General features: G+C 73.5%; 21 protein-coding genes. 10 read left to right on the forward strand and 11 right to left on the reverse strand.

All coding sequences use genetic code 11. The features are described 5' to 3' along the window. Positions 1-11 precede the first annotated feature (11 nt). Entirely contained in the window at positions 12-998 is a 987-nt protein-coding gene (gene hemC, locus FHS88_RS07995; protein ID WP_184483314.1) for a hydroxymethylbilane synthase, read from the reverse strand. 23 nt (positions 999-1021) lie between these two features. Between hemC and tsaD the strand changes: the two genes are divergently transcribed. The 3 genes from tsaD (at position 1022) to FHS88_RS08010 (ending at position 4049) form a co-directional block, all read left to right on the forward strand. After that, entirely contained in the window at positions 1022-2071 is a 1050-nt protein-coding gene (gene tsaD / locus FHS88_RS08000) for a tRNA (adenosine(37)-N6)-threonylcarbamoyltransferase complex transferase subunit TsaD (protein ID WP_184483316.1), read from the forward strand. A gap of 111 nt (positions 2072-2182) precedes the next feature. Further along, a complete protein-coding gene (locus FHS88_RS08005) occupies positions 2183-3007 on the forward strand; it encodes a 23S rRNA (adenine(2030)-N(6))-methyltransferase RlmJ (protein WP_184483319.1) in 825 nt (274 codons plus the stop codon). Positions 3008-3068: 61 nt separating this feature from the next. Next, positions 3069-4049 (forward strand): NAD(P)H-dependent glycerol-3-phosphate dehydrogenase, encoded by a 981-nt coding sequence (locus FHS88_RS08010; protein WP_184483321.1) that lies wholly within the window; start codon positions 3069-3071, stop codon positions 4047-4049. 9 nt (positions 4050-4058) lie between these two features. On the opposite strand, the gene FHS88_RS08015 is transcribed toward FHS88_RS08010, so the two are convergent. The 4 genes from FHS88_RS08015 to ccmA form a co-directional block, all read right to left on the reverse strand. After that, complete coding sequence (locus FHS88_RS08015; protein ID WP_184483323.1) at positions 4059-4334, reverse strand: hypothetical protein; 276 nt, start codon at positions 4332-4334, stop codon at positions 4059-4061. 371 nt (positions 4335-4705) lie between these two features. Beyond that, complete coding sequence (locus FHS88_RS08020) at positions 4706-7747, reverse strand: Hint domain-containing protein (RefSeq protein WP_184483325.1); 3042 nt, start codon at positions 7745-7747, stop codon at positions 4706-4708. A 441-nt stretch (positions 7748-8188) separates the two neighbouring features. Continuing rightward, a complete protein-coding gene (gene ccmB / locus FHS88_RS20785) occupies positions 8189-8848 on the reverse strand; it encodes a heme exporter protein CcmB (protein ID WP_184483327.1) in 660 nt (219 codons plus the stop codon). Further along, positions 8845-9438, reverse strand: coding sequence for a heme ABC exporter ATP-binding protein CcmA (ccmA, locus tag FHS88_RS20790; RefSeq protein WP_338146465.1), 594 nt, complete (start codon positions 9436-9438; stop codon positions 8845-8847). Before ccmA ends, ccmB begins: the two co-directional genes overlap by 4 nt. A gap of 120 nt (positions 9439-9558) precedes the next feature. Between ccmA and acnA the strand changes: the two genes are divergently transcribed. Continuing rightward, on the forward strand, positions 9559-12255 hold the full coding sequence (gene acnA / locus FHS88_RS08035; protein WP_184483329.1) for an aconitate hydratase AcnA: 2697 nt from the start codon (positions 9559-9561) through the stop codon (positions 12253-12255). 172 nt (positions 12256-12427) lie between these two features. Beyond that, positions 12428-12937, forward strand: coding sequence for a hypothetical protein (locus tag FHS88_RS08040; protein WP_184483331.1), 510 nt, complete (start codon positions 12428-12430; stop codon positions 12935-12937). Between the two features lie 109 nt (positions 12938-13046). On the opposite strand, the gene FHS88_RS08045 is transcribed toward FHS88_RS08040, so the two are convergent. Then, positions 13047-14174: an MFS transporter gene (locus FHS88_RS08045; protein ID WP_184483333.1), complete on the reverse strand. Its 1128-nt coding sequence runs from the start codon at positions 14172-14174 to the stop codon at positions 13047-13049. 89 nt (positions 14175-14263) lie between these two features. Between FHS88_RS08045 and FHS88_RS08050 the strand changes: the two genes are divergently transcribed. The 3 genes from FHS88_RS08050 to fdxA all read left to right on the forward strand — a co-directional run bounded on the left by FHS88_RS08050 (position 14264) and on the right by fdxA (position 17916). Then, complete coding sequence (locus tag FHS88_RS08050; protein WP_184483335.1) at positions 14264-17068, forward strand: helicase-related protein; 2805 nt, start codon at positions 14264-14266, stop codon at positions 17066-17068. A gap of 138 nt (positions 17069-17206) precedes the next feature. Beyond that, entirely contained in the window at positions 17207-17503 is a 297-nt protein-coding gene (locus tag FHS88_RS08055; RefSeq protein WP_184483337.1) for an RNA-binding S4 domain-containing protein, read from the forward strand. Positions 17504-17589: 86 nt separating this feature from the next. After that, positions 17590-17916, forward strand: coding sequence for a ferredoxin FdxA (gene fdxA, locus FHS88_RS08060; RefSeq protein ID WP_184483339.1), 327 nt, complete (start codon positions 17590-17592; stop codon positions 17914-17916). 50 nt (positions 17917-17966) lie between these two features. Here the strand turns inward: fdxA and FHS88_RS20540 are convergent, their stop codons facing one another. Next, positions 17967-18653, reverse strand: a complete 687-nt coding sequence (locus FHS88_RS20540; RefSeq protein WP_221244360.1) for a hypothetical protein — start codon at positions 18651-18653, stop codon at positions 17967-17969. A gap of 82 nt (positions 18654-18735) precedes the next feature. Between FHS88_RS20540 and FHS88_RS20545 the strand changes: the two genes are divergently transcribed. Beyond that, entirely contained in the window at positions 18736-19365 is a 630-nt protein-coding gene (locus FHS88_RS20545; protein WP_246419615.1) for a CarD family transcriptional regulator, read from the forward strand. Positions 19366-19534: 169 nt separating this feature from the next. On the opposite strand, the gene FHS88_RS08070 is transcribed toward FHS88_RS20545, so the two are convergent. The 3 genes from FHS88_RS08070 to FHS88_RS08080 all read right to left on the reverse strand — a co-directional run bounded on the left by FHS88_RS08070 (position 19535) and on the right by FHS88_RS08080 (position 22145). Further along, the gene (locus FHS88_RS08070) at positions 19535-20350 is read right to left on the reverse strand and encodes a hypothetical protein (protein ID WP_184483341.1); all 816 of its coding nucleotides are present in this window, start codon (positions 20348-20350) and stop codon (positions 19535-19537) included. A 177-nt stretch (positions 20351-20527) separates the two neighbouring features. After that, positions 20528-21316, reverse strand: a complete 789-nt coding sequence (locus FHS88_RS08075) for a Bax inhibitor-1/YccA family protein (RefSeq protein ID WP_184483343.1) — start codon at positions 21314-21316, stop codon at positions 20528-20530. Between the two features lie 226 nt (positions 21317-21542). Continuing rightward, a complete protein-coding gene (locus tag FHS88_RS08080) occupies positions 21543-22145 on the reverse strand; it encodes a hypothetical protein (RefSeq protein WP_184483345.1) in 603 nt (200 codons plus the stop codon). Between the two features lie 202 nt (positions 22146-22347). Here FHS88_RS08080 and FHS88_RS08085 point away from each other — a divergent pair, with 202 nt between their 5' ends. Further along, entirely contained in the window at positions 22348-22887 is a 540-nt protein-coding gene (locus FHS88_RS08085) for a DUF4329 domain-containing protein (RefSeq protein ID WP_184483347.1), read from the forward strand. Between the two features lie 37 nt (positions 22888-22924). On the opposite strand, the gene FHS88_RS08090 is transcribed toward FHS88_RS08085, so the two are convergent. Beyond that, positions 22925-25423 carry an ABC transporter permease gene (locus FHS88_RS08090; protein WP_184483349.1) on the reverse strand — a complete coding sequence of 833 codons (2499 nt, stop codon included), beginning with the start codon at positions 25421-25423 and terminating at the stop codon, positions 22925-22927.

Consider the following 25423-nt stretch of genomic DNA (forward strand, 5'->3'; position numbering starts at 1 on the left):
GCGCCCATCCGTCATGCGAAAAGGTCCGCCGGCGCGTCGCGGCGCAGCGAGGCGCCGAGTTCCGCGCCGAGGCGCGCCGCCTCGGCGGCATCGCCCTCCAGTGTGCGGCGCAGCAGGAAGCCGCCATCGGCACGGGCGACGAGGCCGGTCAGGCGCAGCCTGCCATCGGCGAGCAGCCGCGCATGGCCGCCGATCGGCGTGCGGCAGGACCCGTCCAGCGCGGCGAGCAGCGCGCGCTCGGCCGCGGAGACGGCCCGCGCCTCGGGGTCCTCGATCGCGGCCAGCAGCTCGCGCAGTTCGGTGTCGTCCGCGCGCACCGTGACCCCGACGATGCCCTGCCCGGCGGCCGGCACCATCACCTCGGGGTCGAGGGCCACCGCGCCGGGCGGGGCGAGGGCGAGGCGCTTCAGCCCGGCGAGCGCGAGCATGGTCGCCGCCGCCTCGCCCTCGGCCAGCTTGCGCAGCCGCGTCTGCACATTGCCGCGGAACATGACGACCGAGAGGTCGGGGCGGCGGTGCAGCAGTTGCGACTGCCGCCGCACCGAGGAGGTGCCGATCACCGCCCCGCGCGGCAGCGCGGCCAGCGGATCGGCGGGGTCCGGCGCAGCGAGCGCGGGGCCCGGGACCAGCACGTCCCGCGCATCCTCCCGCTTCAGCGTGCAGGCGAGCACGATGCCGGGCGGCATCTCGGTCTCGAGATCCTTGAGCGAATGCACCGCGAAGTCGATGCGCCGGTCGAGCAGCGCCTCGTGGATCTCCTTCGCGAAGAGCCCCTTGCCGCCGATCTCGGCGAGGCGCCGGTCCTGGATGCGGTCGCCGGAGGTCAGGAGCTGGTGCTCCTCGAAGGCCTTGGCGTCGCGCAGCACGGGGCAGAAGCGCGTCACCCGCGCCAGGAAGTCCCGCGTCTGCCAGAGCGCGAGCGGCGAGGCGCGGGTGCCGACGCGCAGCGGCAGGGGCCGGCGGTGCTGCGGCACGGAAGCGGGGTGGGCAGGCGGCATCGCGGCGTCATAGAACCGCGCCCATGGACGCGGAAGGTGGCATCACGCTGCGCGGCCCCGTGCTGGGGCTGGAATCGAGCTGCGACGAGACGGCCGCCGCCGTGCTCGCCGCGGACGGGCGCATCCTGGCCGAGGGCGTGCTGAGCCAGGAGAGGGAACACGCGGCCTTCGGCGGCGTGGTGCCCGAGATCGCCGCCCGCGCGCATCTCGCCGCCCTGCCGGGGCTGGCGGAGAGGGTGCTCGCCCGTGCCGGCATCGGCTTCGCGGATCTCGGCGCGGTGGCCGCCACCTCCGGCCCCGGGCTGATCGGCGGGCTGATCGTCGGCGCCTGCTTCGGCAAGGGCGTGGCCATCGCCCATGGCCTGCCCTTCGTGGCGGTGAACCACCTCGAGGCCCATGCGCTGACGGCGCGGCTGCCGGGGCTGCTGGAGCGGGGCGCGCCGTCCTTCCCCTATCTGCTGCTGCTGGTCTCGGGCGGGCATTGCCAATGCGTGGCGGTGGAGGGGCTCGGGCGCTACCGGCGGCTCGGCACCACGCTCGACGACGCGGTGGGCGAGGCCTTCGACAAGGCGGCGAAGCTGATGGGCCTGCCCTGGCCTGGCGGGCCGCATCTCGAACGCCTGGCTTCGCAGGGCGATCCGGGCGCCGTGCCGCTGCCGCGTCCGCTGCTCGGCCGGCCGGGCTGCGACTTCTCCTTCTCCGGCCTCAAGACCGCGGTCGCGCGCGCGGTGGCGCAGGGCGCCGCATCGCATGCCGACATCGCCGCCGGCTTCCAGGCCGCCGTCGCCGCGGTGCTGGCCGACCGCGCGCGCAACGCGCTCGCGATGCTGCCGGAGGCGACGGCGCTCGTCGTCGCCGGCGGTGTTGCCGCGAACCAGGCGGTGCGCGCCGCGCTGTCCGGTGTGGCGGGGATGGCCGGCGTGCCGATGCTGGCGCCGCCGCTGCGGCTGTGCACCGACAATGCCGTGATGGTGGCCTGGGCCGGCATCGAGCGCCTGCGTGCCGGGCTGAGCGACGGGCTCGACCACGCCCCGCGCCCGCGCTGGCCGCTCGCGGACCTCGCCGGTGCATGACCATCCTTTCGTATCGGTTCCCAAAGGCCTTTCGGCCTTTGGCCGGAGGCTCCGGGAGGGCGGCGCCCTCCCGGTTGCGCCACGCCGCGCCCCGCGCCATGACCGCCGCGGATGAACTACCGCCACGCCTTCCATGCCGGCAATCACGCCGATTGCCTGAAGCACGCCCTGCTGCTGCTGCTCCTCGGCGCGCTGCGCCGCAAGGAGGCGCCCTTCGCCGTGCTCGACACCCATGCCGGGCGCGGCCTCTACGACCTGTCGGCCAGCGAGGCCGCGCGCACGGGGGAGGCCGCGCGCGGCGCGCTGCGTCTTGCCGATCTGCGGGACGGCCCGCTGCTGCCCTTCATCGAGGCGCTGCGCGCGCAGGGCTTCCCGGCGCGCTATCCAGGCTCGCCCATGCTCATCCGCGCCGCGCTGCGCCCGGGCGACCGGCTCCTCTGCTGCGAGTTGCACCCCGAGGACCATGCCGCGCTGCGCGCCCTGTTCGCGCGCGACCCGCAGGTGGCCGTGCATCGCCGGGACGCCTGGGAGGCGATCCGCGCGCTGACGCCCTTCCCCGAGAAGCGGGGCCTCGTCCTCATGGACCCGCCCTTCGAGCAGGAGGAGGAGTTCGCGCGCCTCGTCGCCGCAATCGCCGGCCTGAACCGCCGCTTCCGCGCCGCGATCGTCGCGGCCTGGTATCCGGTGAAGCACCGCGCGCCGGTGCGCGACTTCCACGATGCGCTGCGCGCCTCCGGCCTGCGCGACGTGCTGGCCGCCGAGATGTGGCTGCGGGAGCCGACCGACCCGCGCCGCCTGAACGGCAGCGGGCTGCTCGTCGTCAACCCGCCCTTCGGCTTCGCGGCGGCGGCGGCCGATGTCCTCGCGGCGCTGACGCGCGCGCTGGCGAGCGAGCCCGGCGCGGGCTCGGCCGTCACGACCGTGGTGCCCGAATGAGGCCCGGCGCGAAGGGACCGGGACCGGGCGCGGGGTGCCGCGCGCGCCGGGCGCGGCGGGCATGAGCCGCGTCGCGGTTCTCGGCGCCGGCGCCTGGGGCACGGCGCTCGCCATCCAGGCGCATCGCGCCGGGCGGGAGGTGGCGCTCTGGGCGCGCGATGCGGCGCGCGCCGCCGCGATGGCCGCGGCGCGGGCGAATGAGCGCTACCTGCCCGGCGCCGTGCTGCCCGAGGGGCTGCGGATCACCGCGGATGCCGAGGAAGCCCTGGCCGGCGCGGCGCTGGTGCTCGCCGTGGTGCCCGCCCAGGGGCTGGGGCCGGTGCTGGCCGGTCTGCCGCGGCTCGATGCGCCGCTGCTCGTCTGCGCCAAGGGTGTCGAGGCCGGGACGCTGCGCCTGCCTCTGGAGGTGGTCGAGGCCGTCCGCCCAGGCACGGTTGCGGGGGTGCTCTCGGGCCCGAATTTCGCGCATGAGGTCGCGCGGGGCCTTCCCGCCGCGGCGGTGGTGGCGGCGGCCGACCCGGCGCTGCGCGAGGCGGGGCTGGCGCTGCTCGGCTCGCCCGGCTTCCGGCTCTATGCGGGGGAGGATCCGGTCGGCGCGCAGGTCGGCGGCGCGGCGAAGAACGTGATCGCCATCGCCGCCGGGGCGGTGATCGGCGCGGGCCTTGGGGAGAATGCGCGCGCCGCCCTCGTCACGCGCGGGCTTGCGGAACTCTCGCGGCTTGCCGTCGCGCTGGGCGGGCGGGCGGAGACGGCGGCCGGCCTCTCGGGCCTCGGGGACCTGGTTCTGACCTGCGCGGGGCCGGGCAGCCGCAACATGTCGCTCGGGCTGGCGCTGGGGCGGGGTGAGACGCTGGACGGCGCGCTGGCCGGCCGCGCCGGCGTGACCGAGGGCGTGGCGACCGCGCCGGCCCTCGTCGCCCGCGCCGCATCGGTCGCCGTGGAACTGCCGATCTGCGCCGCGGTCGCGGAACTGCTCGCCGGGCGGATCACGGTGGCGGATGCGATGGCGCGGCTGCTCGCGCGGCCGCAGCGCAGCGAGTAGCGGGCCGGATCAGGCGCTGCGCGCGAGTTCCTGGTCGTGCAGGTTCCGCACCGCCGCGACATAGGCGGATTGCGTCCCGCTGATCAGCGCCTCGTTCAATTGGCGCAGCAGGCGTTCGAGGTCGTCGGTGCGGCACAGTTCGAGCGACAGCGGCCCGCCGCGCTGGGTCGCGCGATAGGAACCGTCGCTCAGACGGTCGATCTCGATCGTGCTGGCACCACCGGCCACAGGGCGGAGCGTGATGATCACGTCATCCGGCTGCGGATGGTCCTGCGTCTCAGCCATTGGGCGTCGTGTCCTCGCAGTGGGGGGTCAGGACACGGCGCCGCCTTCCTGGCGGCCACCGCTGGCTCTCCGGCCGCCGCGGCGCATCACTGCGGCATGGCGGTCATCGAACCGACTCACACAATATCTCCGCGCCCGGGCCGGGCCAGCGACCAGCGGTAGCGTCGTTCCGGCCCAGGCAGCGCGGTCCGGGGGCGATGGCGCGTCAGGGAAGGGTTCACGATCCCGGGAGCCGATAAATTCTGGCTGTTTTTCAGATGGTTGGCGTGGTTTGGCTCAGTTGTCGCGTGAGCGGGAAACCACGGAAAGGATGCGCTGTCTCGCATTTCGAGACATCGCGCGCCCGCATTATTTTTTCGCGCCCACGCTTCTCATCGCGCCCGGATTGAAAGGGGTTGCATGCCCGCGCGCGCGGCGATCCGCGCGCGAATCCGGGCCAGGGCGGCATCGCCTTCCGCAACCACCGGTGCGCAGGCGCGGGCGGCGTAAATTCCGTTGCTCCTGTACGCCGCGAAATCCGCGGTCAGCGCCGTGACCGCGCCATTGCCGAAGAGGTGCCGGTTGCCGTCGTCGAGGTAGCTCTCGGTCACCGCGCCCTCGGACAGCAGCAGGCCGTGCTCCTCGAGCTCGACATGCCAATAGGTGACGCTGCGCGCCCAGATCTCCTGCACGATGGTCGTGCCGTTCACCAGCAGCTTCGCAGGCACCAGCCGCCCATCGAGGAACAGCGCGTGGTCCGGGCTGACGCGCAGGTCGCGGTGCGGCATGCCGTCCCCGAGCGCACCGGCCCGGATGCAGACCGGCGCCACCCGGGCCGGGTCGCGCTGGCGGGTCAGGTCGATGCGCGTGTGGCCGACCCAGCGCAGCGGCCGCAGCGGCGCGCCGCCATGCAGGGTGACGACCAGGTCGCCGGCGCGCAGCCGCTCGACCGGCACCTCCCCCCACGCGGTCGCGATGCGCGTGCCTTCCGCGAAGCAGACCACGTTGTCATCGGCCGGGTCGTAGCCGAAGACGGTCAGCGTGTCGGCGCCGCGCACGAACAGCGTCGGCCCGCCCGGCACGCCCGGCGGGATCACGGTCCAGGGGTTGTTGCCCGGGTTCCATCCCTGCAGGTCGAGCGTGTCGGCGCCCGGGCCGAGATTGATGGTGTCGTTCCCGTCGCCGTCGTTCCAGACGAAGCTGTCGTCGCCGCCGCCGAGGTCGATGCTGTCCGCCCCCGCACCCGAGACGACGGTGTCCGCGCCCGAGGTCAGGACGTAGGACTCGAAGCCGCTGATCGTGTCCGTGCCGCCATGGCCGTCGGCGACGGTGTCGTCGTCGAGGTTCAGGAAGACGGGGCCGGGCGAACCGCTGTAGTCGAGGCTGTCCACCCCCGCGCCGCCGGCGAGGCTGTCATTGCCGGCCGAGCCGATGACGGTGTCGTTGCCGTCCCCGCCGTTGATCGTCTCGGCATCGGCGCTGCCGATCAGGCTGTCGTTGCCGTCCCCGCCCAGCAGCGTGTCCGCACCGCCACCGCCGACGATCGTGTCGTTGCCCGCACCACCGTCGAGGACATTCGCCCCGGCCCCACCCACCAGCGAATCCGCGTTCGCGCTGCCCAGCACGTTCTCGACGCTGACCAGGCTGTCATTGCCCGCCCCGCCGCCCGCCGTGCCGTTGCCCGCCGCATCCAGCGCCACCGTCACACCCGACGCCGCACCCGCGTAGGAGGCCCAGTCGCTCCCCACCCCGCCGATCAGCGTGTCGTTGCCGCCGCCGCCATTGAGCGTGTCGTCGCCCGCGCCGCCGTCGAACAGGTTGGGTCCGCCGCCCGGCCCGCCGGTGATGAGGTCGTTGCCCGAACCGCCCAGCACGTTCTCGATGCTGACCAGGCTGTCATTGCCGGCATCGGCGCCCCCGGCGCCGGTGCCATTGCCCGCATCGTTGAGCGCGACGGTGAGGTTGCTGGTCGCGTCGCGATAGTCGGCGACATCGGTGCCCGTGCCGCCGATCAGGCTGTCATTGCCCGCCCCGCCGGACAGCGTGTCGTTGCCGTCGCCGCCGTCGAGCGTGTCGTTGCCATCGCCGCCCGAGATCGTGTCGCTGTCCGCGCCGCCCGAAAGGCTGTCCGCTCCCGCGCCGCCGATCAGCGTGTCGTTGCCCGTCGCGCCGGTCAGGGTGTCGTTGCCGGCACCGCCGTCGATGAAGTTGTCGGCCGCGCTGCCGAGCACGGAATCATTGGCCGCGGTGCCGAGCACGTTCTCGAAGGCGCGGATCGTGTCCGTGCCCGCGCCGCCGCTCGCCGTCTCGGCCGCGAGGTTGGCCGTCACCCCGGCGGTGACGGTGCGATAGTCGAGCCAGTCGGTTCCGCCGCCGCCGGCCAGGCTGTCGTTGCCCGCCGTGCCAACCACCGTGTCGTCGCCGGCGCCGGCGTCGATCGTCTCGTTCTGCGCGCCGCCGAGCAGGCTGTCATTGCCCGCGCCGCCCAGGATCGTGTCGATGCCGCCCGAGCCGTCGATCGTGTCGTTGCCGTCGCCGCCATCGAGGAAGTCGGCGTCGCTCGCGGCGGTGCCGCTGCTCCCGATGATGAGGTCGTCACCGCCCTGCCCGAAGGCGCTGTCGCCGAGCGTGGTGACGATGGTGTCGTTGCCCTCGCCGCCGAGGATCGAGTTGTCGAAGTTCGAGCTCCCCAGCAGCGAGTCGTTGCCCGCGCCGCCGATCAGGTGCTCGAACACGTTGGCGCCGAAACTGTCCCCCTGCGCATGCCCGCCCGCGACGAAGCCGGTCGCGAGGTCCACCGTCACGCCCACGGTGTCCGAGGCGTAGGAGAGGGTGTCGGTGCCGCCGGAATCGACGAAGGTGTCCGCGCCCGCGCCGCCCTCGATCCAGTCGTTGTCCGCGCCGCCGCTCAGCGAATCATTGCCGGCGCCGCCGAGCAGGGTGTCGTTGCCGGCATCGCCGAGCAGCGTGTCGGCGCCTTCGCCGCCAAGGACGGAGTCATTGCCCGCCCCCGCATTGACGAAGTCGGTCCCGGCCCCGGCATCCACCGTGTCGTTGCCGCCGCCGGCGAGGATGCTGTCGTTGCCGCCGCCGCCCAGGATCGAATCGGCACCGCCGGCGCCGACGATGGTGTCGTTCCCCTCGCCGCCGTCGAGCGTATCGGGGTTGGTGTTGGTGCTGCCGATGGTGGCGCCGACCAGGCTGTCATCGCCGGTATCGCCGAACAGCCAGTCGAGGCCGCTGCCGCCGATCAGCGTGTCGTTGTCGTCGCCGCCGCGGATGGTGTCGTTGCCGCTCTCGCCACGCAGCGAATCATTGCCCGCATTGCCGACGAGCGAGTCGTTGCCGCCTTGGGCGCCGGCGGGCGAATCGCCGCCCGCTCCGCCGATGAAGGTGTCTGCGTTGTTGCTCGGACCGCCAGCAGACCAGGACATGGCGTTCTCCTCAGGCGTCGTGCGCCGCGCGGCGGCGGGAAGGGGTGGCGGAGAGGTTCGCGGCACGCCGCGCAGGCGGGGTCGTCGTGATGCCGCGGTCGCAGCCTTCCACGCCCGGCATGACCCGGGGCTCCGTCAGGGCTGGCGGGAACGGGCAGACTCGGGACGGCAACGCAACCTCTCGAATTCGTGAAAAGATCCAACGATTCGAACGATGAGCGTTGCCAATTACCGCCCGGAACGAATGCTCGCCAGGAGTTTTCCTCGGTGCAAGGCCCTCGAGAATATTAATCTTTCGTATTGCAATTCATGCGCGCCGGACGCCCCGCCGGTTGCATCTGTCGGGCGAAGGCGCGGCGTGCGCACCGCCCTTCGCTCGCACCGCTGCCGCCCCCATTCCCGCGCGCCCGATCGTGCCGGCGCCGCGTCCGCGCCCTGACCCTATTCCGCCGTCAGCGCCGCGCCGGCCGCGACCGGCGCCAGCGGGGCGGCGAGCGCGAGTCCGGCCCCGAGCAGCAGCAGGAAGGGCGCCGGCGAGAGGCCCGAGGCGGCCGCCTCGATCGCCGCCGCGCCGAAGATCACCGCCGGGATGGCAAGCGGCAGCACCAGCAGCGGCAGCAGCACGCCGCCCCGCCGCGCGCCCAGCGTCAGCGCCGCCCCCACCGTGCCGAGCAGCGAGAGCAGCGCGGTGGCGAGGGCGAGCGCCGCCACCGCCGCGCCCCAGGCCTCGACCGGCAGGTTGAGCAGCGCCGCGGCCACCGGGCTCGCGGCGATCAGCGGCAGGCCGGTGGTGATCCAGTGCCCGAGCGCCTTGGCCGCCGCGATCACGCCGCGCGGCAGGCCCGAGAGCAGGAGCTGATCGAGCGTCCCGTCCTCGGCATCGGCGCCGAACAGCCGGTCGAGCGGCAGCAGCGCGGCGAGCAGTGCGGCGGCCAAGAGCGCCCCCGGGGCGATCCGCGCGAGCAGTTCCGGCGCCGGCCCCACGCCGAAGGGGAACAGCGCGCAGACCAGGACGAAGAACATCACCGCCGCCAGAGTGTCCGCCTTGTGGCGCAGCGCGAGCCGCACCTCGCGCCCGAGCAGCGCCAGGAAGCCGCTCACAGCCGCAGTTCCCGCGCATCGGGCAGCGGCAGCGGCAGATGCGTCGCCGCCACCACGATGCCGCCGCGCGCGCGATGGTCCGCAAGGATCGGCCCGAGCCGCTCGACCGAGGCGGCATCGAGCCCCGTGGTCGGCTCGTCGAGCAGCCAGAGCGGCACCGGGGCCAGCACGAGCCGCGCGAGGGCGAGCCGCCGCCGCTGCCCCGCCGACAGCACCCGCGCCGGCAGGTCGGCCAGCGGCGCGAGCGCCAGCGCCTCGAGCGCGGGCATCACCGCCCCGCCCCACAGCCGGGCGAAGAGGGCGAGATTTTCGGCCACCGTCAGCGCCGGCTTCAGCGCATCCTGGTGCGAGACGTAGCGTAGCCGCGCGGCATGGGCGGAGGGCTCGGCGCCGACATCCTCGCCCCGCCACAGCACCGCGCCCTCGGCCGGGGGCAGCAGCCCGGCCAGGATGCGCAGCAGGGTGGACTTGCCCGCGCCATTGGCGCCGGTCAGCAGCAGCGCCGCACCGGCGGGCAGGCCGAAGGACAGCCCGGCGAAGACCGCCCGCTCGCCGCGCAGGCAGGCGAGGTCGCGCGCCTCGAGCACCACTCCGCCGGAACCCGCCAAACCCGCCCCCGCTCCATGGACCGCCGCCGGCCGCCATGCTTAAAGGCGCCGCGAACCGCGGCCGCGCAAGGCCGCCCTTGAAGCAAGGAAGGGCACCCAGCAATGCGGATGATCGGGCAGGACAGCCTGAAGACCCGCCGTACCCTCAGCGTGGACGGCAAGACCTATCACTACTTCAGCCTGCCCGAGGCGGCCAAGAGCATCGGCGACATCTCCCGCCTGCCCTACAGCCTCAAGGTGCTGCTCGAGAACGTGCTGCGCTTCGAGGACGGGCGCTCCTACACCGTGGACGACGCGAAGAAGATCGCCGAATGGGTGAAGGAGGGCCGCTCGACCAAGGAAGTGCCGTTCCGCCCCGCCCGCATCCTGCTGCAGGACTTCACCGGCGTGCCCGCGGTGGTGGACCTCGCGGCGATGCGCGACGCGCTGCTGCGCCTGGGCGGCGATCCGCGCAAGGTGAACCCGCTGGTGCCGGTGGACCTCGTGATCGACCACTCGGTGATGGTTGATGTCTCCGGCACGCCGGATGCGCTCAAGAAGAACGTGGACATCGAGTTCGAGCGCAACGGCGAGCGCTACGAGTTCCTCCGCTGGGGCCAGGAGGCGTTCAACAACTTCCGCGTCGTGCCCCCCGGCACGGGCATCTGCCACCAGGTGAACCTCGAATACCTCGCGCAGGTGGTCTGGACCTCGACCGACGCGGGCGACACCTTCGCCTTCCCCGATTCCTGCTACGGCACCGACAGCCACACCACCATGGTCAACGGCCTCGGCGTGCTCGGCTGGGGCGTGGGCGGCATCGAGGCCGAGGCGGCGATGCTCGGCCAGCCCATCGCCATGCTGATCCCGGACGTGATCGGCTTCCGGCTGACCGGCTCGCTGCGCGAGGGCGTCACCGCGACCGACCTCGTGCTGACGGTGACGCAGATGCTCCGCAAGAAGGGCGTGGTCGGCAAGTTCGTGGAGTTCTTCGGCCCCGGCCTTGCCCACCTGCCGCTCGCCGACCGCGCGACCATCGGCAACATGGCCCCCGAATACGGCGCGACCTGCGGCTTCTTCCCGGTGGACGAGACGACGCTCGACTACCTGCGCCTCTCGGGCCGCGACGAGCACCGCATCAACCTGACGCGCGAGTACCTCAAGGCGCAGGGCATGTTCCGCGAGGCCGGCAGCCCCGACCCGGTCTTCACCGACACGCTGGAACTGGACCTCTCCTCCGTCGAGCCCTCCATGGCCGGGCCGAAGCGTCCGCAGGACCGGGTGGCGCTGGGCAATGTCGCCTCCGCCTTCGCCAAGGACCTCGCGGCGGGCACCATGGGCGTGCCGGGCGACAAGGCCGATCTGCGCGTGCCGGTGGCGGGTGCCAACTACGACCTCGGGCACGGGGATGTGGTGATCGCGGCCATCACCTCCTGCACCAACACCTCCAACCCCTATGTGCTGGTCGCCGCCGGCCTCGTGGCGAAGAAGGCGGTCGAGAAGGGGCTGACGGCCAAGCCCTGGGTCAAGACCTCGCTCGCCCCGGGCTCCCAGGTGGTCACGGAATACCTGACGAAGTCGGGGCTGCAGGCGCATCTCGACGCCCTGGGCTTCCAGACCGTCGGCTATGGCTGCACCACCTGCATCGGCAATTCCGGCCCGCTCGCCGATCCCATCGTGGATGCGATCGAGAACAACAAGCTCGTCGTGACCTCGGTGCTCTCGGGCAACCGCAACTTCGAAGGGCGCGTGCATGCCAATGTGCGCGCGAACTACCTCGCCTCCCCGCCGCTGGTGGTCGCCTATGCGCTCGCCGGCACGGTGAAGAAGGACCTGACGAAGGAGCCGATCGGCACCGGCAAGGACGGCCAGCCGGTGTTCCTGAAGGACATCTGGCCGACCCAGAAGGAAGTCTCGGACACGGTGCATGGCGTCGTGACGCGCGAGATGTTCCGCGCGAAATACGGCGACGTGTTCAAGGGCCCGCCGCAGTGGCAGGCCATCCGCGTGGATGCGGACAGCGACACCTATCGCTGGAACTCGGGCTCCACCTACGTGCAGAACCCGCCCTATTTCGAGGGCATGACGATGGAGCCGGGCGCCGTCTCCTCGATCAAGGGCGCGCGCATCCTCGCCCAGCTCGGGGATTCGATCACGACCGACCACATCTCCCCGGCCGGCTCGATCAAGAAGGCCTCGCCCGCGGGCGAATACCTGCTGCAGCACCAGGTTCGGCAGGCGGACTTCAACTCCTACGGCGCGCGCCGCGGCAACCATGAAGTCATGATGCGCGGCACCTTCGCCAACATCCGCATCAAGAACGAGATGGTGCCCGGCGTCGAAGGCGGCATCTCGAAGCACTACCCCTCGGGCGAGGTGGCGCCGATCTACGACGTGGCGATGCGCTACAAGCGCGAAGGCGTGCCGCTCGTCGTCATCGGCGGCAAGGAATACGGCACCGGCTCCTCCCGCGACTGGGCGGCGAAGGGAACCTTCCTGCTCGGCGTGAAGGCGGTCATCGCGGAATCCTTCGAGCGCATCCACCGCTCGAACCTGGTCGGCATGGGCGTGCTGCCGCTGGTGTTCAAGGAAGGCGAGAACCGCCACACCCTCGGCCTGAAGGGCGACGAGACCATCGACATCCTGGGCGTGGAGAACCTCTCGCCGCGCATGATGATGGACCTCGTCATCACCCGCGCCGACGGCAGCCAGGTCAAGACGCAGGTGCTCTGCCGCGTCGATACCGCCGACGAGGTCGAGTACTACCGCAACGGCGGCATCCTGCACTACGTGCTGCGCGGGATGGCCAAGGCGGCGTAAGCAGGCCGGCAACACCGGAGTTTCGAGGCAAGGGCGCGGTTCCGCGAAGGGGCCGCGCCCTTCTTCATGGCCTGAAGCATTGCAGCGCGCGCGACGCGGCGCCACGCGAGGCTCCCGGGTCAGCCGGGGCCTGCTGTAGTCTCCCGGCCCGGCCTGAACGAAAGCGGCGACGATGATCGACATCTACATCTGGACGGCGCGCGAGGGCGCCTGGGGCCACGCGGCGATGTACGTCCACAACGAGGCGACGGGCGAGCGGCGCTACATCTCCTTCTGGCCGCGCGTCATCGCCTGCGCGGGGCAGAACCCGTTCGCCGGATGCGCCCCGGGGGCGAACACCTGGCGCAGCGACTGCGACCTCGAGGGGCGCGAGCCCAACCACGACTTCATCTTCAACTTCGGCCGCACGGACGAGCTGGACGAGGCGGGCATCCTCGCCGGCTGGGCGCGCATCAAGCGCGAGCAGCCGCGCTACGCCGCGCTGCGGCACAATTGCTGCGACGTCATCGCCGGCCTGGTCCGCGAGGATGGCGGCGGCGCCCGCTTCCAGACCGAGTTCTTCGCCCCGCTCGTTCCCTGGACGCCCGGCCGGCTCTACGAGCTGATGCGCAACATCTCCATACGCGGCCGCGGGGCCCAGCGCCTCGTGCCGATGGGCCCGCCGCCCGATGTCGGCCCGTGATCAGCAGCGCCCTGCCGCCGCCCTCGCCGCCACGCTCCGCCCATCCGGTTGGGCGGCATCGCGCACGGGCCGGGGCTGACGGCCAGCCGGAACCCATGCCCTCAGGCTGTCAGCCTCCGCCCGCGCGGCGGCCGAGCACAAGGGCCAGCGCCAGCGCGCACGTCGCGGCCATCCCCCAGAACACCGCCCCGCCGAGCGCCGCGTAGAACCACCCCGCGGCCAGCGTCCCGGCCATCATCGCCGCGCCGATCCCGGCCGCGAGCAGGGTCTGCGCCGTCCCCGCCACCGCCGCCGGCACCGTCTGCTGCATCACCCGCATGGTGGCGAGATGCATCGCCCCGAAGGTCAGCGCGTGCAGCGCCTGCGCCAGCACCAGCGCCGGCAGCGCCACCGTCCCGGCCGTGATTCCCCAGCGCAGCATCCCCGCCCCGGCCGCGACCAGCACCAGCCCGCGCGCGCCGAGCCTGTCCGCGACACCCTTGCCCCAGGCGAAGAGCGCCACCTCCGCCACCACCGACCAGGCCCAGAGCAGCCCGATCACGCTCGAGGCCACGCCCGAGGCCGCCCAGTGGATGGAGCCGAAGGCGTAGTAGGCGGCGTGGCTGCCCTGCACCAGCGCGGCCACCGCCAGCAGCCGCCGGAAGGCGGGCATCGCGAGCACCGCGCGGAAGCCGCCGCCCGCGCGCCGCGCCACCGCCTCGCCCGGCGGCAGCGCCAGCGCCGCGAGGCCGGCCGCCGCCAGCGCGCCGGCCAGCAGCCAGGCGATGCTGGCGGCCCCCGCGCGATCCGCCACCCAGCCCGCGATCCCGGCGGCGAGGATGAAGGCCGCCGAGCCCACCGCGCGCACGCGCCCGTAATCCCAGCCCTCGGCCCGCGCCGCGCGCAGCGCCATGGCATCGCCGAGCGGCACGACGCAGGCGAATGCCAGCGCGAAGAGCAGGTTCGCCGCCAGCAGCCCCGCGAAGCCCTGCGCGAGGCCGTAGAGGCACGCCGCCACCGCCGCGACCGCCGCGCCCGCCGCCATCACCGCCCTCGGCCGGCCCAGCGCATCCGCCGCCCGCCCGCCCAGCGGACCGGAAACGAGCCGCAGCGCCGCGCCGATGGTCAGGATGGTGCCGACCTCGGCCGCGCTCAGCCCGGCGGCCGCCATCAGCGGCGGGATGAAGGGCAGCATCACCCCCACCGCCGCGAATTGGGCGGCGAAGAGCAGGGCGAAACGAAGCGCGGAAGATGTCACGCGACAGCCATGCCGAAGCCCCCCGCCATGGACAAGTGCCGCGCCGCGTGCCACGGAAGCGCGCCCGCCACCTTGGAACGTCCGCGCGCATGTTCGAACCCCGGGTCCGCGCCGTCCTCGGCCCCACCAACACCGGCAAGACGCATCTCGCGATTGAGCGCCTGCTCGCGCATGCCTCCGGCATCATCGGCTTCCCGCTGCGCCTGCTCGCGCGCGAGAACTACGACCGCATGGTGGCGATCAAGGGCGAGCGCCAGGTCGCGCTGATCACCGGCGAGGAGAAGATCGTCCCGGCCGAGGCCAAGTGGTTCGCCTGCACGGTGGAAGCCATGCCGCTCGACCGCCCGGTCGAGTTCCTGGCGGTCGATGAGATCCAGCTCTGCGCCGACCCCGACCGCGGCCACGTCTTCACCGACCGCCTGCTGCATGCGCGCGGCATGGTCGAGACGATGTTCCTCGGCGCGGAGACCATCGCGCCGCTGCTGCGCCGCCTGGTGCCGCGCGCCGAGATCGAGACGCGCCCGCGCCTCTCCCAGCTCACCTATGCCGGGCCGGCGAAGCTCACGCGCCTGCCCCCGCGCTCGGCCATCGTCGCCTTCTCGGCGCAGGAGGTCTATGCGATCGCGGAAGCCGTGCGCCGGCGCCGCGGCGGCTGCGCGGTGGTGATGGGGCGCCTCTCCCCGCGCACGCGCAACGCGCAGGTCGCGCTCTACCAGAACCGCGAGGTGGATTTCCTCGTCGCCACCGACGCGATCGGCATGGGCCTGAACATGGATGTGGACCATGTCGCCTTCGCCGCGCTGTCCAAGTTCGACGGCCAGCACGCGCGGCCCCTGACGGCACAGGAGGTGGCGCAGATCGCCGGCCGCGCCGGGCGCGGCATGAAGGACGGCTCCTTCGGCACCACCGCCGAATGCCCGCCCATGCCGGAGGAGATCGTCGAGGCGGTCGAGACCCACGCCTTCGAACCCCTGCAGGCGCTCGCCTGGCGCAATTCGGACCTCGACTTCACCAGCGTTGATGCGCTGCTCGGCAGCCTCGCCGCGCCTCCGCCCGCCCCCGGCCTCGCCAAGGGCCATGACGCGGTGGACCACATCACGCTGGAAGCGCTCTCGCGCGATCCGGAGGTGCGCGGCCTCGCGGACACGATGTCGCGCGTGCGGCTGCTGTGGGAATCCTGCCAGGTGCCGGATTTCCGCAAGCTCGCGGACGACAGCCACACCAAGCTCTGCGCCAAGATCTTCACCCATCTGGCCCGCGAAGGCCGGCTGCCGCGCGACTGGGTGGCGAATGCCATCACCGTGCTGGAACGCACGGATGGCGACCTCGACACGCTGATGGCGCGCATCACGGCGATCCGCGTCTGGGCCTACATCGCCGCGCGCGCCGACTGGCTGGAGGACGCCGCCTCCCTGCAGGCCGAGGCGCGCCGCGTCGAGGACCTGATCTCCGACGCGCTGCACGAGACGCTGACCGCCCGCTTCGTGGACCGCCGCGCCGCGCATCTCATCCGCAAGATGGACGAGAGCGAGGAGGAACTGCTCTCCGCCGTCACCCGCCGGGGCGAGGTGGTGGTCGAAGGCCACCCCGTCGGCCATGTGAAGGGCTTCAGCTTCGAGCCCGACCCCGGCGCGGTGGAGGAGGAGGAGCGCCGCGTCGTGCTGCGCGCCGCCCGCCGGGCGCTGGGCGCCGAGATTCCGCGCCGCGTGGCGATGCTGGAAGCGGCGAAGGACGAGGCCTTCGCCCTGACGCCGAACCACAGGATCACCTGGGCCTATTCCCACGCGCCCAACATGCCCGCGGGCCTCGGCGACATCGCCGAGGTGGCGCGTCTCAAGCCCGGCCCCGAGCCCGCGAAGCCGCAGGTCGAGGTGCTGCCCTCCGAGTTCCTCGACGGCGCGCAGCGTGAGCGCATCCGCGAGCGGCTGGCGACCTGGCTCGAGAACCACATCAAGCGCGAGCTCGGCGCCGTCTTCGCCGCCGAGGCCAAGGCCGCCGAGGACAACACCCTGCGCGGCCCGGCCTTCCGGCTGCGCGAGGAACTCGGCCTCGCGATGGGCCGCACCGTTCCCGAGATCCGCCCCGACCTGCGGCAGAAGCTCAAGGGCATCGGCATCCGCGCCGGGCGCTACGCCCTCTTCGTGCCCGAGGCGATGAAGCCGCGCGCGATGGCGCTGCGCGCCCAGCTCTGGTCCCTGCTGCGCGGCATCGAGACGCCGAAACTGCCCGGCGGCGGCCTGATCGCCATCCCGCCGCCCGAGGACTGGCCGCGCGGCTTCGCCGAGACCATGGGCTGGCTGCCCGCGGGCGCCGTGCTGCTGCGCCTCGATGTCGCGGAGCGCATCGCCGGGGAGCTCGGCCATCTGACCCGCAAGGCGCCGGCGATGCTGCCGGGCGACCTCGCGAGCCGCCTCGGCGTGAAGGCGGAGGTGCTCGGCCAGGTGCTGGACGCCATGGGCTTCCGCCTCGTGCCCGCCGAGACGCTGGAGGAGGGCGTCTTCGGCCCGCCATGCCCGGCCCGCATCGCCCATGCCCGCCCGCCGCGCCAGGAGCACCATCGCGGCCCGCGCCGCGACGGCCCGCGCCAGGACCAGAATCGCGGCCCGCGGCGGGAGGATCGCCGCCCGCCGCGCCAGGACCGCCCGGCCGATGCCCCCGCCGCCGCAGGCGAGCAGCCGCCCGCCGGCACGGATGCGCCCCGCCCGCCGCGCCAGGACCAGCGCCCGCACCGCGACCAGCGCCCGCGCCACGGCCAGGGCGGCAAGGGCGGCCCGCCGGGTGGCGACCGGGACCGCGGCCCGCGCCGCCCGCGCGAGGAGCGCGTGTCGCTGCCCCCCATGCCGCGACCGGACAGCCCCTTCGCGGTGCTGGCGAACCTGCTCAAGAAGGGCTGATGCGGGCCCGTCCCGCCTGCTCCCTTGCGCCGCCGCCCCCGGGCCGTTCGGCTTCCGCTCGCCGGCAGGCGCCTTGCGATGCCCCTTCCGCCCCTGACAGGGTGAGCGGGAAGGGCGCCGGCCGGTCCAACCCCTGCCATGGCGGCTGAGACGGCCCAGCGCCTCGATGCCTGGCTCTGGTGCGCCCGCCTGCGGCGGACCCGCGCCGATTGCGCCGCCCTCGTCGCGACGGGGGCCGTGCGTATCAACCGCCAGCCCACCGACAAGCCCCATGCGCGCGTACGGCCCGGCGATGTCCTGACCATCGCGCAGGGCAGCGGGGAACACGGGCGCATCGCGGTCTGGCGCGTGCTCGCCCTGGCCGAGCGCCGCGGCCCGCCGGCCGAGGCGCGGCGGCTCTACGAGGAACTCCCGGACGGCATGGCGGGCGACTGAGCCATGTGCTGCACGCGGCTTGCGGCGGCGGCATGGCTTGGCCATGTTGCGGGCGCTGCAACATCCTGCCCGGGGGCGCGCCGCCCGTGACCTATGTCGTCACCGAGAACTGCATCAAGTGCAAGTACATGGACTGCGTGGAGGTCTGTCCGGTGGACTGCTTCTACGTGGGCGAGAACATGCTGGTCATCCATCCGGATGAATGCATCGACTGCGGCGTCTGCGAACCGGAATGCCCGGCCGAGGCGATCGTCCCGGACAGCGACGACAAGGCCGCCGACTGGCTGGAGCTGAACCGCACCTATGCGGCGCAATGGCCCAACATCACCCGCAAGGGCGAGGCGCCGGCCGATGCCGACGAATGGAAGGACAAGCCCGGCAAGAAGGCCCTGTTCAGCCCGAACCCCGGCTGAGGGGCGGCCGGCGGGGCGGGGTGACGCCCCGCGAATTTTCTGCTATGGTTTCAAATGGATGGCGTTTCCGCGCCCGGACAGGCGGCGGAACCTGCCAGGGGCGCCCCGGCCCGGGCGCCCGCCACGCTTGGGGATGATCGCGATGCCCGCAGGGGCCGCGGGGACAGGAGCGTTTCCCGGATGAAATCATCGGCCCGCGCCAAGGCGCCGACCAAGTCCCGTGCTGCCGCGAAGGCGAAGCCGGCCGCGAAGGCCAAGCCGGCCTCCAAGCCCAAGGCCGCGGCCAAGGCGGTGAAGGTGGCCGTCAAGACGGCGAAGAAGCCGGCCCCCGCCAAAGCCACGGCGAAGGCCAAGGCGGTGAAGGCGCCGGTGAAGGCCGCGGCGAAGCCCGCCGCCAAGGCGGTGCCCAAGCCCGCCCCGAAGGCCGCGGCGAAGCCCGCCGCCAGGCCCGCCGCGAAGCCGGCGGTCAAGGCGGCCAAGCCCGCCGCGCCGGCCAAGGCGCCTGCGCCGAAGCAGACCGCGACGGCCAAGGCCGCCACCCCGCCGAAGCCGCCCGCGCACGCGCCCGCGAAGCCGGCCGCGCCCCGGCCGGCCGAGGCGGCCAAGCCCGCCGCCGCACCGAAGGCCGCCGCGCCGCAGAAGCCGCCGGCCCCGAAGCCCGCAGCGCCGCCCCCCGCGGTGGCAGCGAGCCCGCCACCCGCCCCGGCCCCGGTGCCGCCGCCCGCGCCCGCCGCCACCGTCGCACGGCCGGCGCAGCCTCAGCCTCCGCCACCGCCCGCGCCCGCCGCGGGCCGCCCCGTCTCCCCGCCACCCCCGCGCATGATGCCAGGACCGCCGCAGCGCCCGCCGCACCGACCCTCCGCCGCGCCGGCGACCGTCGCCGCCGCCTCGAAGGCCGCGCCGCGGCCCAAGGAGGAGTTCAAGGCCGGCGACTACGTCGTGTATCCGACCCATGGCGTGGGGCAGGTGCAGGGCATCGAGACGATCGAGGCCGCGGGCTACGCGCTGCAGGTCATCGTCGTGACCTTCGAGGAGAACCGGATGACGCTGCGCGTCCCGGTCAACAAGGCCGCCTCCTCGGGGCTGCGCAAGCTCGCCGCCGGGGCGATGATGCAGCAGGCGCTCGACACGCTGAAGGGCCGGGCGCGCATCAAGCGCACCATGTGGTCCCGCCGCGCCCAGGAATACGAGGCCAAGATCAACTCCGGCGATCCGATCCAGATCGCCGAGGTGGTGCGCGACCTGCACCGCAACGCGGGCCAGCCCGACCAGTCCTTCTCCGAGCGCCAGATCTACGAACAGGCACTCGACCGCCTGGCAGCCGAGGTCGCGGCGATCGACGGCACCGACAAGGCCAAGGCCGTCGAGAAGCTGATGACCTATCTCGGCAAGGCCGAGAAGGGCGCGAAGGAGGACAAGGCCGACGCGATCGAGGCGGCGGCCGAATAGGCCGCGCCGAGGACGCGGCTTTCGCCCGGGCCGGCGCCGCCGGCCCGCCAGGGCTGCCTGCCAGCCGGTCATGGCGCGGCCCACCACCGACGGACCGCAGGGCAGCGGGCGAAAGGGCAAGGCTTACCCGACGGTTTCGCGCGCGCCGCAGGAGCGGCCGCGCGGGCGATCAAGGGCTGCCGCCCGCCGCCTCCGTCTCAGCCCTGACCCGCGCCTCGAGCGCCACCAGCGCCGTCCAGTTCGTCACCACCGCCTCCCGGTCGGGCGCGGTCGGGCGCAGCGCGGCGGCGCCGGCCAGCGTCGCGGCGCCATCGAGACCCGGCAGGCGCCGCAGCGCCGCGAGCGCGGCCGGCGCCAGCCCCTGGCCTTCGATGAAGTCCGGATATGTGAGCTCGGCATAGGCCGGGTGGCGCCGGAAGGCCCGACGCACGAAGGCCCTCGCTGCCAGGATCCCGCGCATCTGTCGCTCCGCCGCCGCGAGGTCGGCGCTGAGCCGCAGCCCGGCCTCGTCCGCGCCGAGCGGCGTCGTGCGGTGATAGCCCCTCCGCCCGGCGATCAGCGTGCTCGCGACGCAGGCCGCGAGGCTCTCCCGCACCAGGTGGATCACCCCGGCGCCGCGGGCGCGCAGCACGCGGCAGAGCGGGCTCTCGCCCTCCGGGTTCACCGGCAGGGTCCAGGCCCCGGTGAAGGCGCCGAGGTTGTTGTACATCACGTCGAGATGCGCGATGCGCCCCTCCGCCGCCGCGCGCGCCGCGAGGCTGTCGAGGAAGGCCTCCAGCAGCGCGGCCATCTCGGCATTGCGGAAGGCGAAGCCCGGCCGCGCGCCCATCCAGCCGATCGCGAAGGCCGGGAAGGGGCTGTCCGGCGGCCCCGGCTTGAAGGGCTCGCCGAAGGAACGGACGGCCGCGCCGCCGTTCAGGCAGGCGGCGAGGAACTTCGTGCCGCTGCGCTGGGTGGCGATGGTGACGAGCAGGGGTGCGGCCATGGCGCCGATCCTATCAGCGGACGAAGGCCCTGCCCTGCCGCCCCCCGGCCACGGCGCGCGGAGGCGGCGCGCCGGTCGGCGGCGGAAGCCGTCCCGCGGCCCGGCACGCGCGCAAATGAAAGGCCCCGGGGAGCGATCCCCGGGGCCCCGGCCGTCCCGCCCGCGGGCGGCGGCGCATCACTCCTGCCGGTTGCCCATGAAGTACAGGAGCAGCTGGAACAGGTTGATGAAGTTCAGGTAGAGCGCCAGCGCGTCCATCACGCTCCGCTTGCCGGCGATCTCCGTGCCCTCGGCATAGGCGTACTGGATGTAGTCGTTCTTGATGCGCTGGGTGTCCCAGGCGGTCAGGCCGACGAACACCACCACGCCGATGACGGCGATGGCGAACATCATCGCCGGCGACTGCAGGAACAGGTTCACCAGCATCGCGATGATGATGCCGATCAGGCCCATCATCATGAACGAGCCCATGCGCGTCAGGTCGGCCTTCGTGGTGTAGCCGTAGAGGCTGATGCCCGCGAACATCGCCGAGCAGACGAAGAAGGTGCTGGCGATGGACTGGCCGGTGTAGCGCATGAAGATGTTGGAAAGGCTCGCGCCCATCGCCGCGGCGAACAGCCAGAACAGGAGCTGCGCCGTGCCCTTGCTCATGCGGTTGATGCCGAAGGACAGCACCAGCACGAAGGCGAGCGGGGAGAGCATCGCGGCCCAGCCGAGGATGGTCGGCGTGACCACCCGCGCGCCCGACGGCGTGCGGCCCACCTGCCAGAACAGGTTCATCAGCTCCGGCGTGGAGGCGATGACGTAGGCGACGATGCCCGTCAGCAGCAGCCCCGAGGCCATCCAGTTGTAGACCCGGAGCATGTAGGACCGCAGCCCGGCATCGACGGCGGCCGCGTCGGCGGCCGCAGTGCGACCCCAGCCTGGCGCACCCGTCGTGAATCGAGTGTCGGGACCAAAGGCCATGACGTTGAAGACTCCTCCAGCGGGGGGTGATTCCCCCGTCGGCCGCAAATATGGAGATTTCTTCATGCGGATCAACGGGGGTGCCTCGGCCGACGGGCGAAAGCGGGGCCGGCCGAGGCCGGGCCCGGGATGTCCGGCGATCGCGCCAGGTCCCGGATTCCGTCGCGGCGGGGAGCGCCGCCTGGGGACCCGGGGATGGGCCACCGGGCGCATCCCCGGACGGCAATCAGCGTTCGGCCGGCTCGACCGAAATGGCCATGGCCTCGGCAATCGCCACATTCACCCGCTGGCCCGGGCGGATGGAGCGGATGAAGGCCTGCATCTCCGGCGTGCGGACGGGCAGCATCCGGCGCACGCCGCGGCTGGTGGTGAAGGTCACGGTGTTGTTCGCGGTGTCCACCGCGTTCACCGTCACGGTGTCGCGCACCGTGGCCACCATTGCGCCGGCCGGGCGCTCGCCCGCCGGGGCCCGCGCCGCGCCGATGTCGAGTTCGGCCGGCAGGCGCGTGCCGCGGGGCGCGATCTGGACCGCGACCGCCTCCTCGAAGCGGACGCGAACCCGGTCGCCTCGGCGGATCCGGGAGAAGTTCTGCACCTCGGGCCCGACCGTCACGGTCACCAGGCCCTCGCTCGGCGTGCGGATCGTCACCTGGCGCGTGCGCGGGTTCACCCGCTGCACCACGCCGACCGCCTCCTTCGCCGTCGAGACGACGGTCGGTGCCGGCGGCGCCACGGGCTCCGGCGGCGCCGAGGCGCAGGCGCCGAGGGCGAAAAGCGGCAGGGCGACGCAGGCAGCCCGCAGGAGATGCGAGCGGGTGGATGACGGCATGGCGGTTTCCTCGTGGGGTGGTGGCGCCCGGGCTCACGGAGGTTAGGCCGGATCGGCCCGGCACGGAACGGCGCGCGCCGGGCGCGGCACGCCCCGCACAGCCCCCGGATGCCCCGCCGCGCCCGATGCGGCGCTTGACGCCGCCCGGCGCGGTCCCGCCATGCTGGGCCGCCGGGCGCGATCATCATGCCAGGGGGGCGCCATGCCCGACGACGCGGACCTCTGCCTCGACAAGGCCTCCGACTTCGAGCTCGCGACGCTCGACCGTTACGCCAAGGCGCGGCTCGACGAGATCCTGCCCGAATCCATCGCCACCGGCATGGAGAAGGGCGCGGTGATCTGCCGCGACCCCTGTTCCGGCAAACTCTCCACCACGCCGGTCCGGACCGGCGAGACGAAGCACACCGTCGCGGTGCCGACCTACGAACCCAATTGCGGCTGCCCGGAACGCACCGTCCCCGTCGCCTACTACCACACCCACCCCTCCGAGGCCGGCGGCCAGACGGCCGTCCCGGGAGCGCGCGTGGCGAGCGACTTCAGCGACGACGACAAGGACATCGCGCGCGACTACGGGCTGATCGCCTACATCGCGCAGCGCGACGGGAGCATGTGGCGCTACAGCCCGCCGGTCCGCGTGTTCTTCCTCAATGGCGTGCGCACCCTGCAGGACGAATCCGACGCGAGGCAGGCAAAGGAGCCGGTGCTGCTCAACCTCAAGGTGGCGACCAAGGCGAAGCGATAGCCCGCCACCGATCCCTCGCGCGGCGTCGCGCCGGCCCTCACTCGTTGCGGAGCAGCGGTGCGGCCCGCGCGCGCAGCGCCAGCGCCGTGCCCGCATAGCCGAAGGCGAGCGTCAGCGCCGTGCAGGCGAGCACCGTCAGCGCCAGCGTGCCCGGCAGGAAGACCCAGTCGGCGCGCATGATGAATCGCACCACGCCCCAGGCCGCCGCCGTGCCCGCCGCGGCGGCGATGACGCCGGCGGTGGCGCCGAGCAGCCCGAACTCCACCAGGAAGGCGCGGCGGATCTGCGCGCGCGTCGCACCCACGGTCTTGAGCACCACCGCATCGCGCACCCGCCGCCGCTGCCCCGCCGCCACCGCGCCGGCGAGCACCAGCGCACCGGCGGCCAGCGTGAGCGAGGCCGTGGCCGACAGCGCCGCGCCGATGCGCGAGAGCAGTGCGGCCACCTGCTCCAGCGCATCGCGCACCCGGATGCCCGAGACATTCGGGAAGGCCTCGCTGATCGCGCGCAGCACCGCCCCCTCCTGCGCCGCCTCGGAGCGGACGGTGGCGATGTGGGTGTGCGGCGCGGCCTCCAGCATGCCCGGGGAGGCGACCAGCACGAAGTTCATGCCGAGCCCGCGCCACTCGATGTCGCGCAGGTTCGCGATGCGCATCGGGATGTCGCGCCCGAGCACGTTGACCTTGAGCGTGTCCCCCACGCCGATCCCCCAGCCGCGCGCGAGGTTGGCGTCGAAGGAGACGAGCTGCTCGCCGCGGTGATCCGCCGGCCACCATGCGCCCTCGACCACGCGGGTGCCTTCGGGCGGGCTCGCGGCATAGGTCAGGCCGCGGTCGCCGCGCAGCGCCCAGGCGGTCTCGGGCGTGGTGCGGACCTGTTCGGCCGGCACGCCGTTCACCGCGACGATGCGCGCGCGCAGCGAGGGCACGCGCTTGACCTCGCTCACCGTCGGCTGCGCCGCCGCCACGCGGTCGAAGTCGCGCGCCTGGTCGGACTGGATGTCGATGAAGTAGAAGTTCGGCGCCGCCTCCGGCAGTTGCTCCGAGATCTGCCGCCGCAGGTTGCCCTCGATCAGCGCGACGGCGGCGAGCGTGGTCAGCCCGATGCCGAGCGAGACGAGGATCAGCGGCGTCGGCGCGCCCGGCCGGTGCAGGTTGGCAAGCCCCAGCCGCAGCGCCGGCCGCCGCACCCCGCGGAAGCGCCGCGCCACCGCCATCAGCCCGAAGGCGCCGAAGCGGAACAGCGAGAGCGTGACGAGCGCCCCGCCGACGAAGACGAGCGCGAAGGCGCGGTTCTCCGCCGTGCCGACGATCAGCGCCGCCAGCGCCGCGCCGGCCGCGACGGTCGCGGCCACCAGCATCGCCCGCGGGCGCGCGCCCGAAGGCTGCAGCGCGTCGCGGAACAGCGCCGCGCCGGGGATCTCCATCGCGCGGCCGAGCGGCCAGAGCGCGAAGGCGAGCGCCGTCAGCAGCCCGTAGAGCGAGGCAAGCCCCAGCACCTCGGGGTAGAGGCCGATGCGCGGCGGCACCGGCAGCGCATCCGCGAGCGCCGCCGCGCCGGCCACCGTCAGCCCGTAGCCCGCCGCCAGCCCGGCCACGATGCCGGCCAGCGCCAGCGCGACCACCTGCACGAGATAGGTCGCGAAGATCACCCCCGGCGCGGCGCCGAGGCAGCGCAGCGTCGCGATGGTCCGCGCCCGCTGGTCGAGCCAGGAGCGCACGCCCGTCGCGACGCCGATGCCGCCGACGAGCAGCGCCGTCAGGCTCGCGAGGGTGAGGAAGAAGGCGGCGCGGTCCACGAAGCGGTTGACCGCGGGCGCCGCCGCGTCCGAGGTGCGGATGCGCCAGCCGTTCTGCGGGAAGGCCTCGCGCAGCGCGGCCGCCACCGCGCGGCGGTCCGCGCCCTCGGGCAGCGCCATGCGGTATTCCCAGGTGACGAGGCTTCCCGGCTGCACCAGCCCGGTCGCCGGCAGGTCGGCCAACGCGATCATCGCGCGCGGGCCGAGGATGGCAGGGCTCGTCACCTTGTCGGGTTCGGCGAGGATGACGCCGCGCAGGGTGAAGCGCGCATCGCCGATGCGGATCCCGTCCCCCGGCCGCAGGCCGAGCCGGTCGGCCACCACGCGCTCCACCACGATCTCGCCTGGCGCAAGCCGGCCGGGCGGGTCGAGCACCAGTTCGCCGAACAGCGGATAGGCCTCGTCCACCGCCTTCAGTTCCACGAGCGTCCGCTCGCCATCGGGCGCCACGGCCATGGCGCGCATCGCGGTGACGCGCGAGAGGCGCGCGCTGCGCGCGGCCATCCATTCCTGCGCCGCCTGCGGCAGCGGGCCGTTCTGCGAGGCCACCTCGATGTCGCCGCCGAGGATGCGCGCGCCATCGGCGCGGATTCCCGCCTCGATGCCCGCGCGCAGCGTCCCCACCGCGGTGATGGCCGCGACGCCGAGCGCGAGGCAGGCGAGCACGATACGCAGGCCCTTCACGCCCCCGCGCAGGTCCCGCCGCGCGAAGCGCAACGCGAGCAGCAGCGTCCGCAT

The sequence above is a fragment of the Neoroseomonas alkaliterrae genome, from assembly GCF_014199195.1.
In the GTDB taxonomy this organism is placed as follows: Bacteria; Pseudomonadota; Alphaproteobacteria; order Acetobacterales; family Acetobacteraceae; genus Neoroseomonas; species Neoroseomonas alkaliterrae.

Excerpts from the sequence above, each read along its gene's own strand:
- FHS88_RS08015 (WP_184483323.1), bottom strand. The coding sequence starts at position 4,334 with ATGGCTGAGACGCAGGACCATCCGCAGCCGGATGACGTGATCATCACG.
- FHS88_RS08080 (WP_184483345.1), bottom strand. The coding sequence starts at position 22,145 with ATGCCGTCATCCACCCGCTCGCATCTCCTGCGGGCTGCCTGCGTCGCC.
- FHS88_RS08040 (WP_184483331.1), top strand. The coding sequence starts at position 12,428 with ATGATCGACATCTACATCTGGACGGCGCGCGAGGGCGCCTGGGGCCAC.
- FHS88_RS08055 (WP_184483337.1), top strand. The coding sequence starts at position 17,207 with ATGGCGGCTGAGACGGCCCAGCGCCTCGATGCCTGGCTCTGGTGCGCC.
- FHS88_RS08050 (WP_184483335.1), top strand. The coding sequence starts at position 14,264 with ATGTTCGAACCCCGGGTCCGCGCCGTCCTCGGCCCCACCAACACCGGC.
- FHS88_RS08090 (WP_184483349.1), bottom strand. The coding sequence starts at position 25,423 with ATGCGGACGCTGCTGCTCGCGTTGCGCTTCGCGCGGCGGGACCTGCGC.
- FHS88_RS08075 (WP_184483343.1), bottom strand. The coding sequence starts at position 21,316 with ATGGCCTTTGGTCCCGACACTCGATTCACGACGGGTGCGCCAGGCTGG.
- acnA (WP_184483329.1), top strand. The coding sequence starts at position 9,559 with ATGCGGATGATCGGGCAGGACAGCCTGAAGACCCGCCGTACCCTCAGC.
- FHS88_RS08070 (WP_184483341.1), bottom strand. The coding sequence starts at position 20,350 with ATGGCCGCACCCCTGCTCGTCACCATCGCCACCCAGCGCAGCGGCACG.
- tsaD (WP_184483316.1), top strand. The coding sequence starts at position 1,022 with ATGGACGCGGAAGGTGGCATCACGCTGCGCGGCCCCGTGCTGGGGCTG.
- FHS88_RS08005 (WP_184483319.1), top strand. The coding sequence starts at position 2,183 with ATGAACTACCGCCACGCCTTCCATGCCGGCAATCACGCCGATTGCCTG.
- FHS88_RS08085 (WP_184483347.1), top strand. The coding sequence starts at position 22,348 with ATGCCCGACGACGCGGACCTCTGCCTCGACAAGGCCTCCGACTTCGAG.
- hemC (WP_184483314.1), bottom strand. The coding sequence starts at position 998 with ATGCCGCCTGCCCACCCCGCTTCCGTGCCGCAGCACCGCCGGCCCCTG.
- FHS88_RS08010 (WP_184483321.1), top strand. The coding sequence starts at position 3,069 with ATGAGCCGCGTCGCGGTTCTCGGCGCCGGCGCCTGGGGCACGGCGCTC.
- FHS88_RS20545 (WP_246419615.1), top strand. The coding sequence starts at position 18,736 with ATGATGCCAGGACCGCCGCAGCGCCCGCCGCACCGACCCTCCGCCGCG.
- FHS88_RS08020 (WP_184483325.1), bottom strand. The coding sequence starts at position 7,747 with ATGTCCTGGTCTGCTGGCGGTCCGAGCAACAACGCAGACACCTTCATC.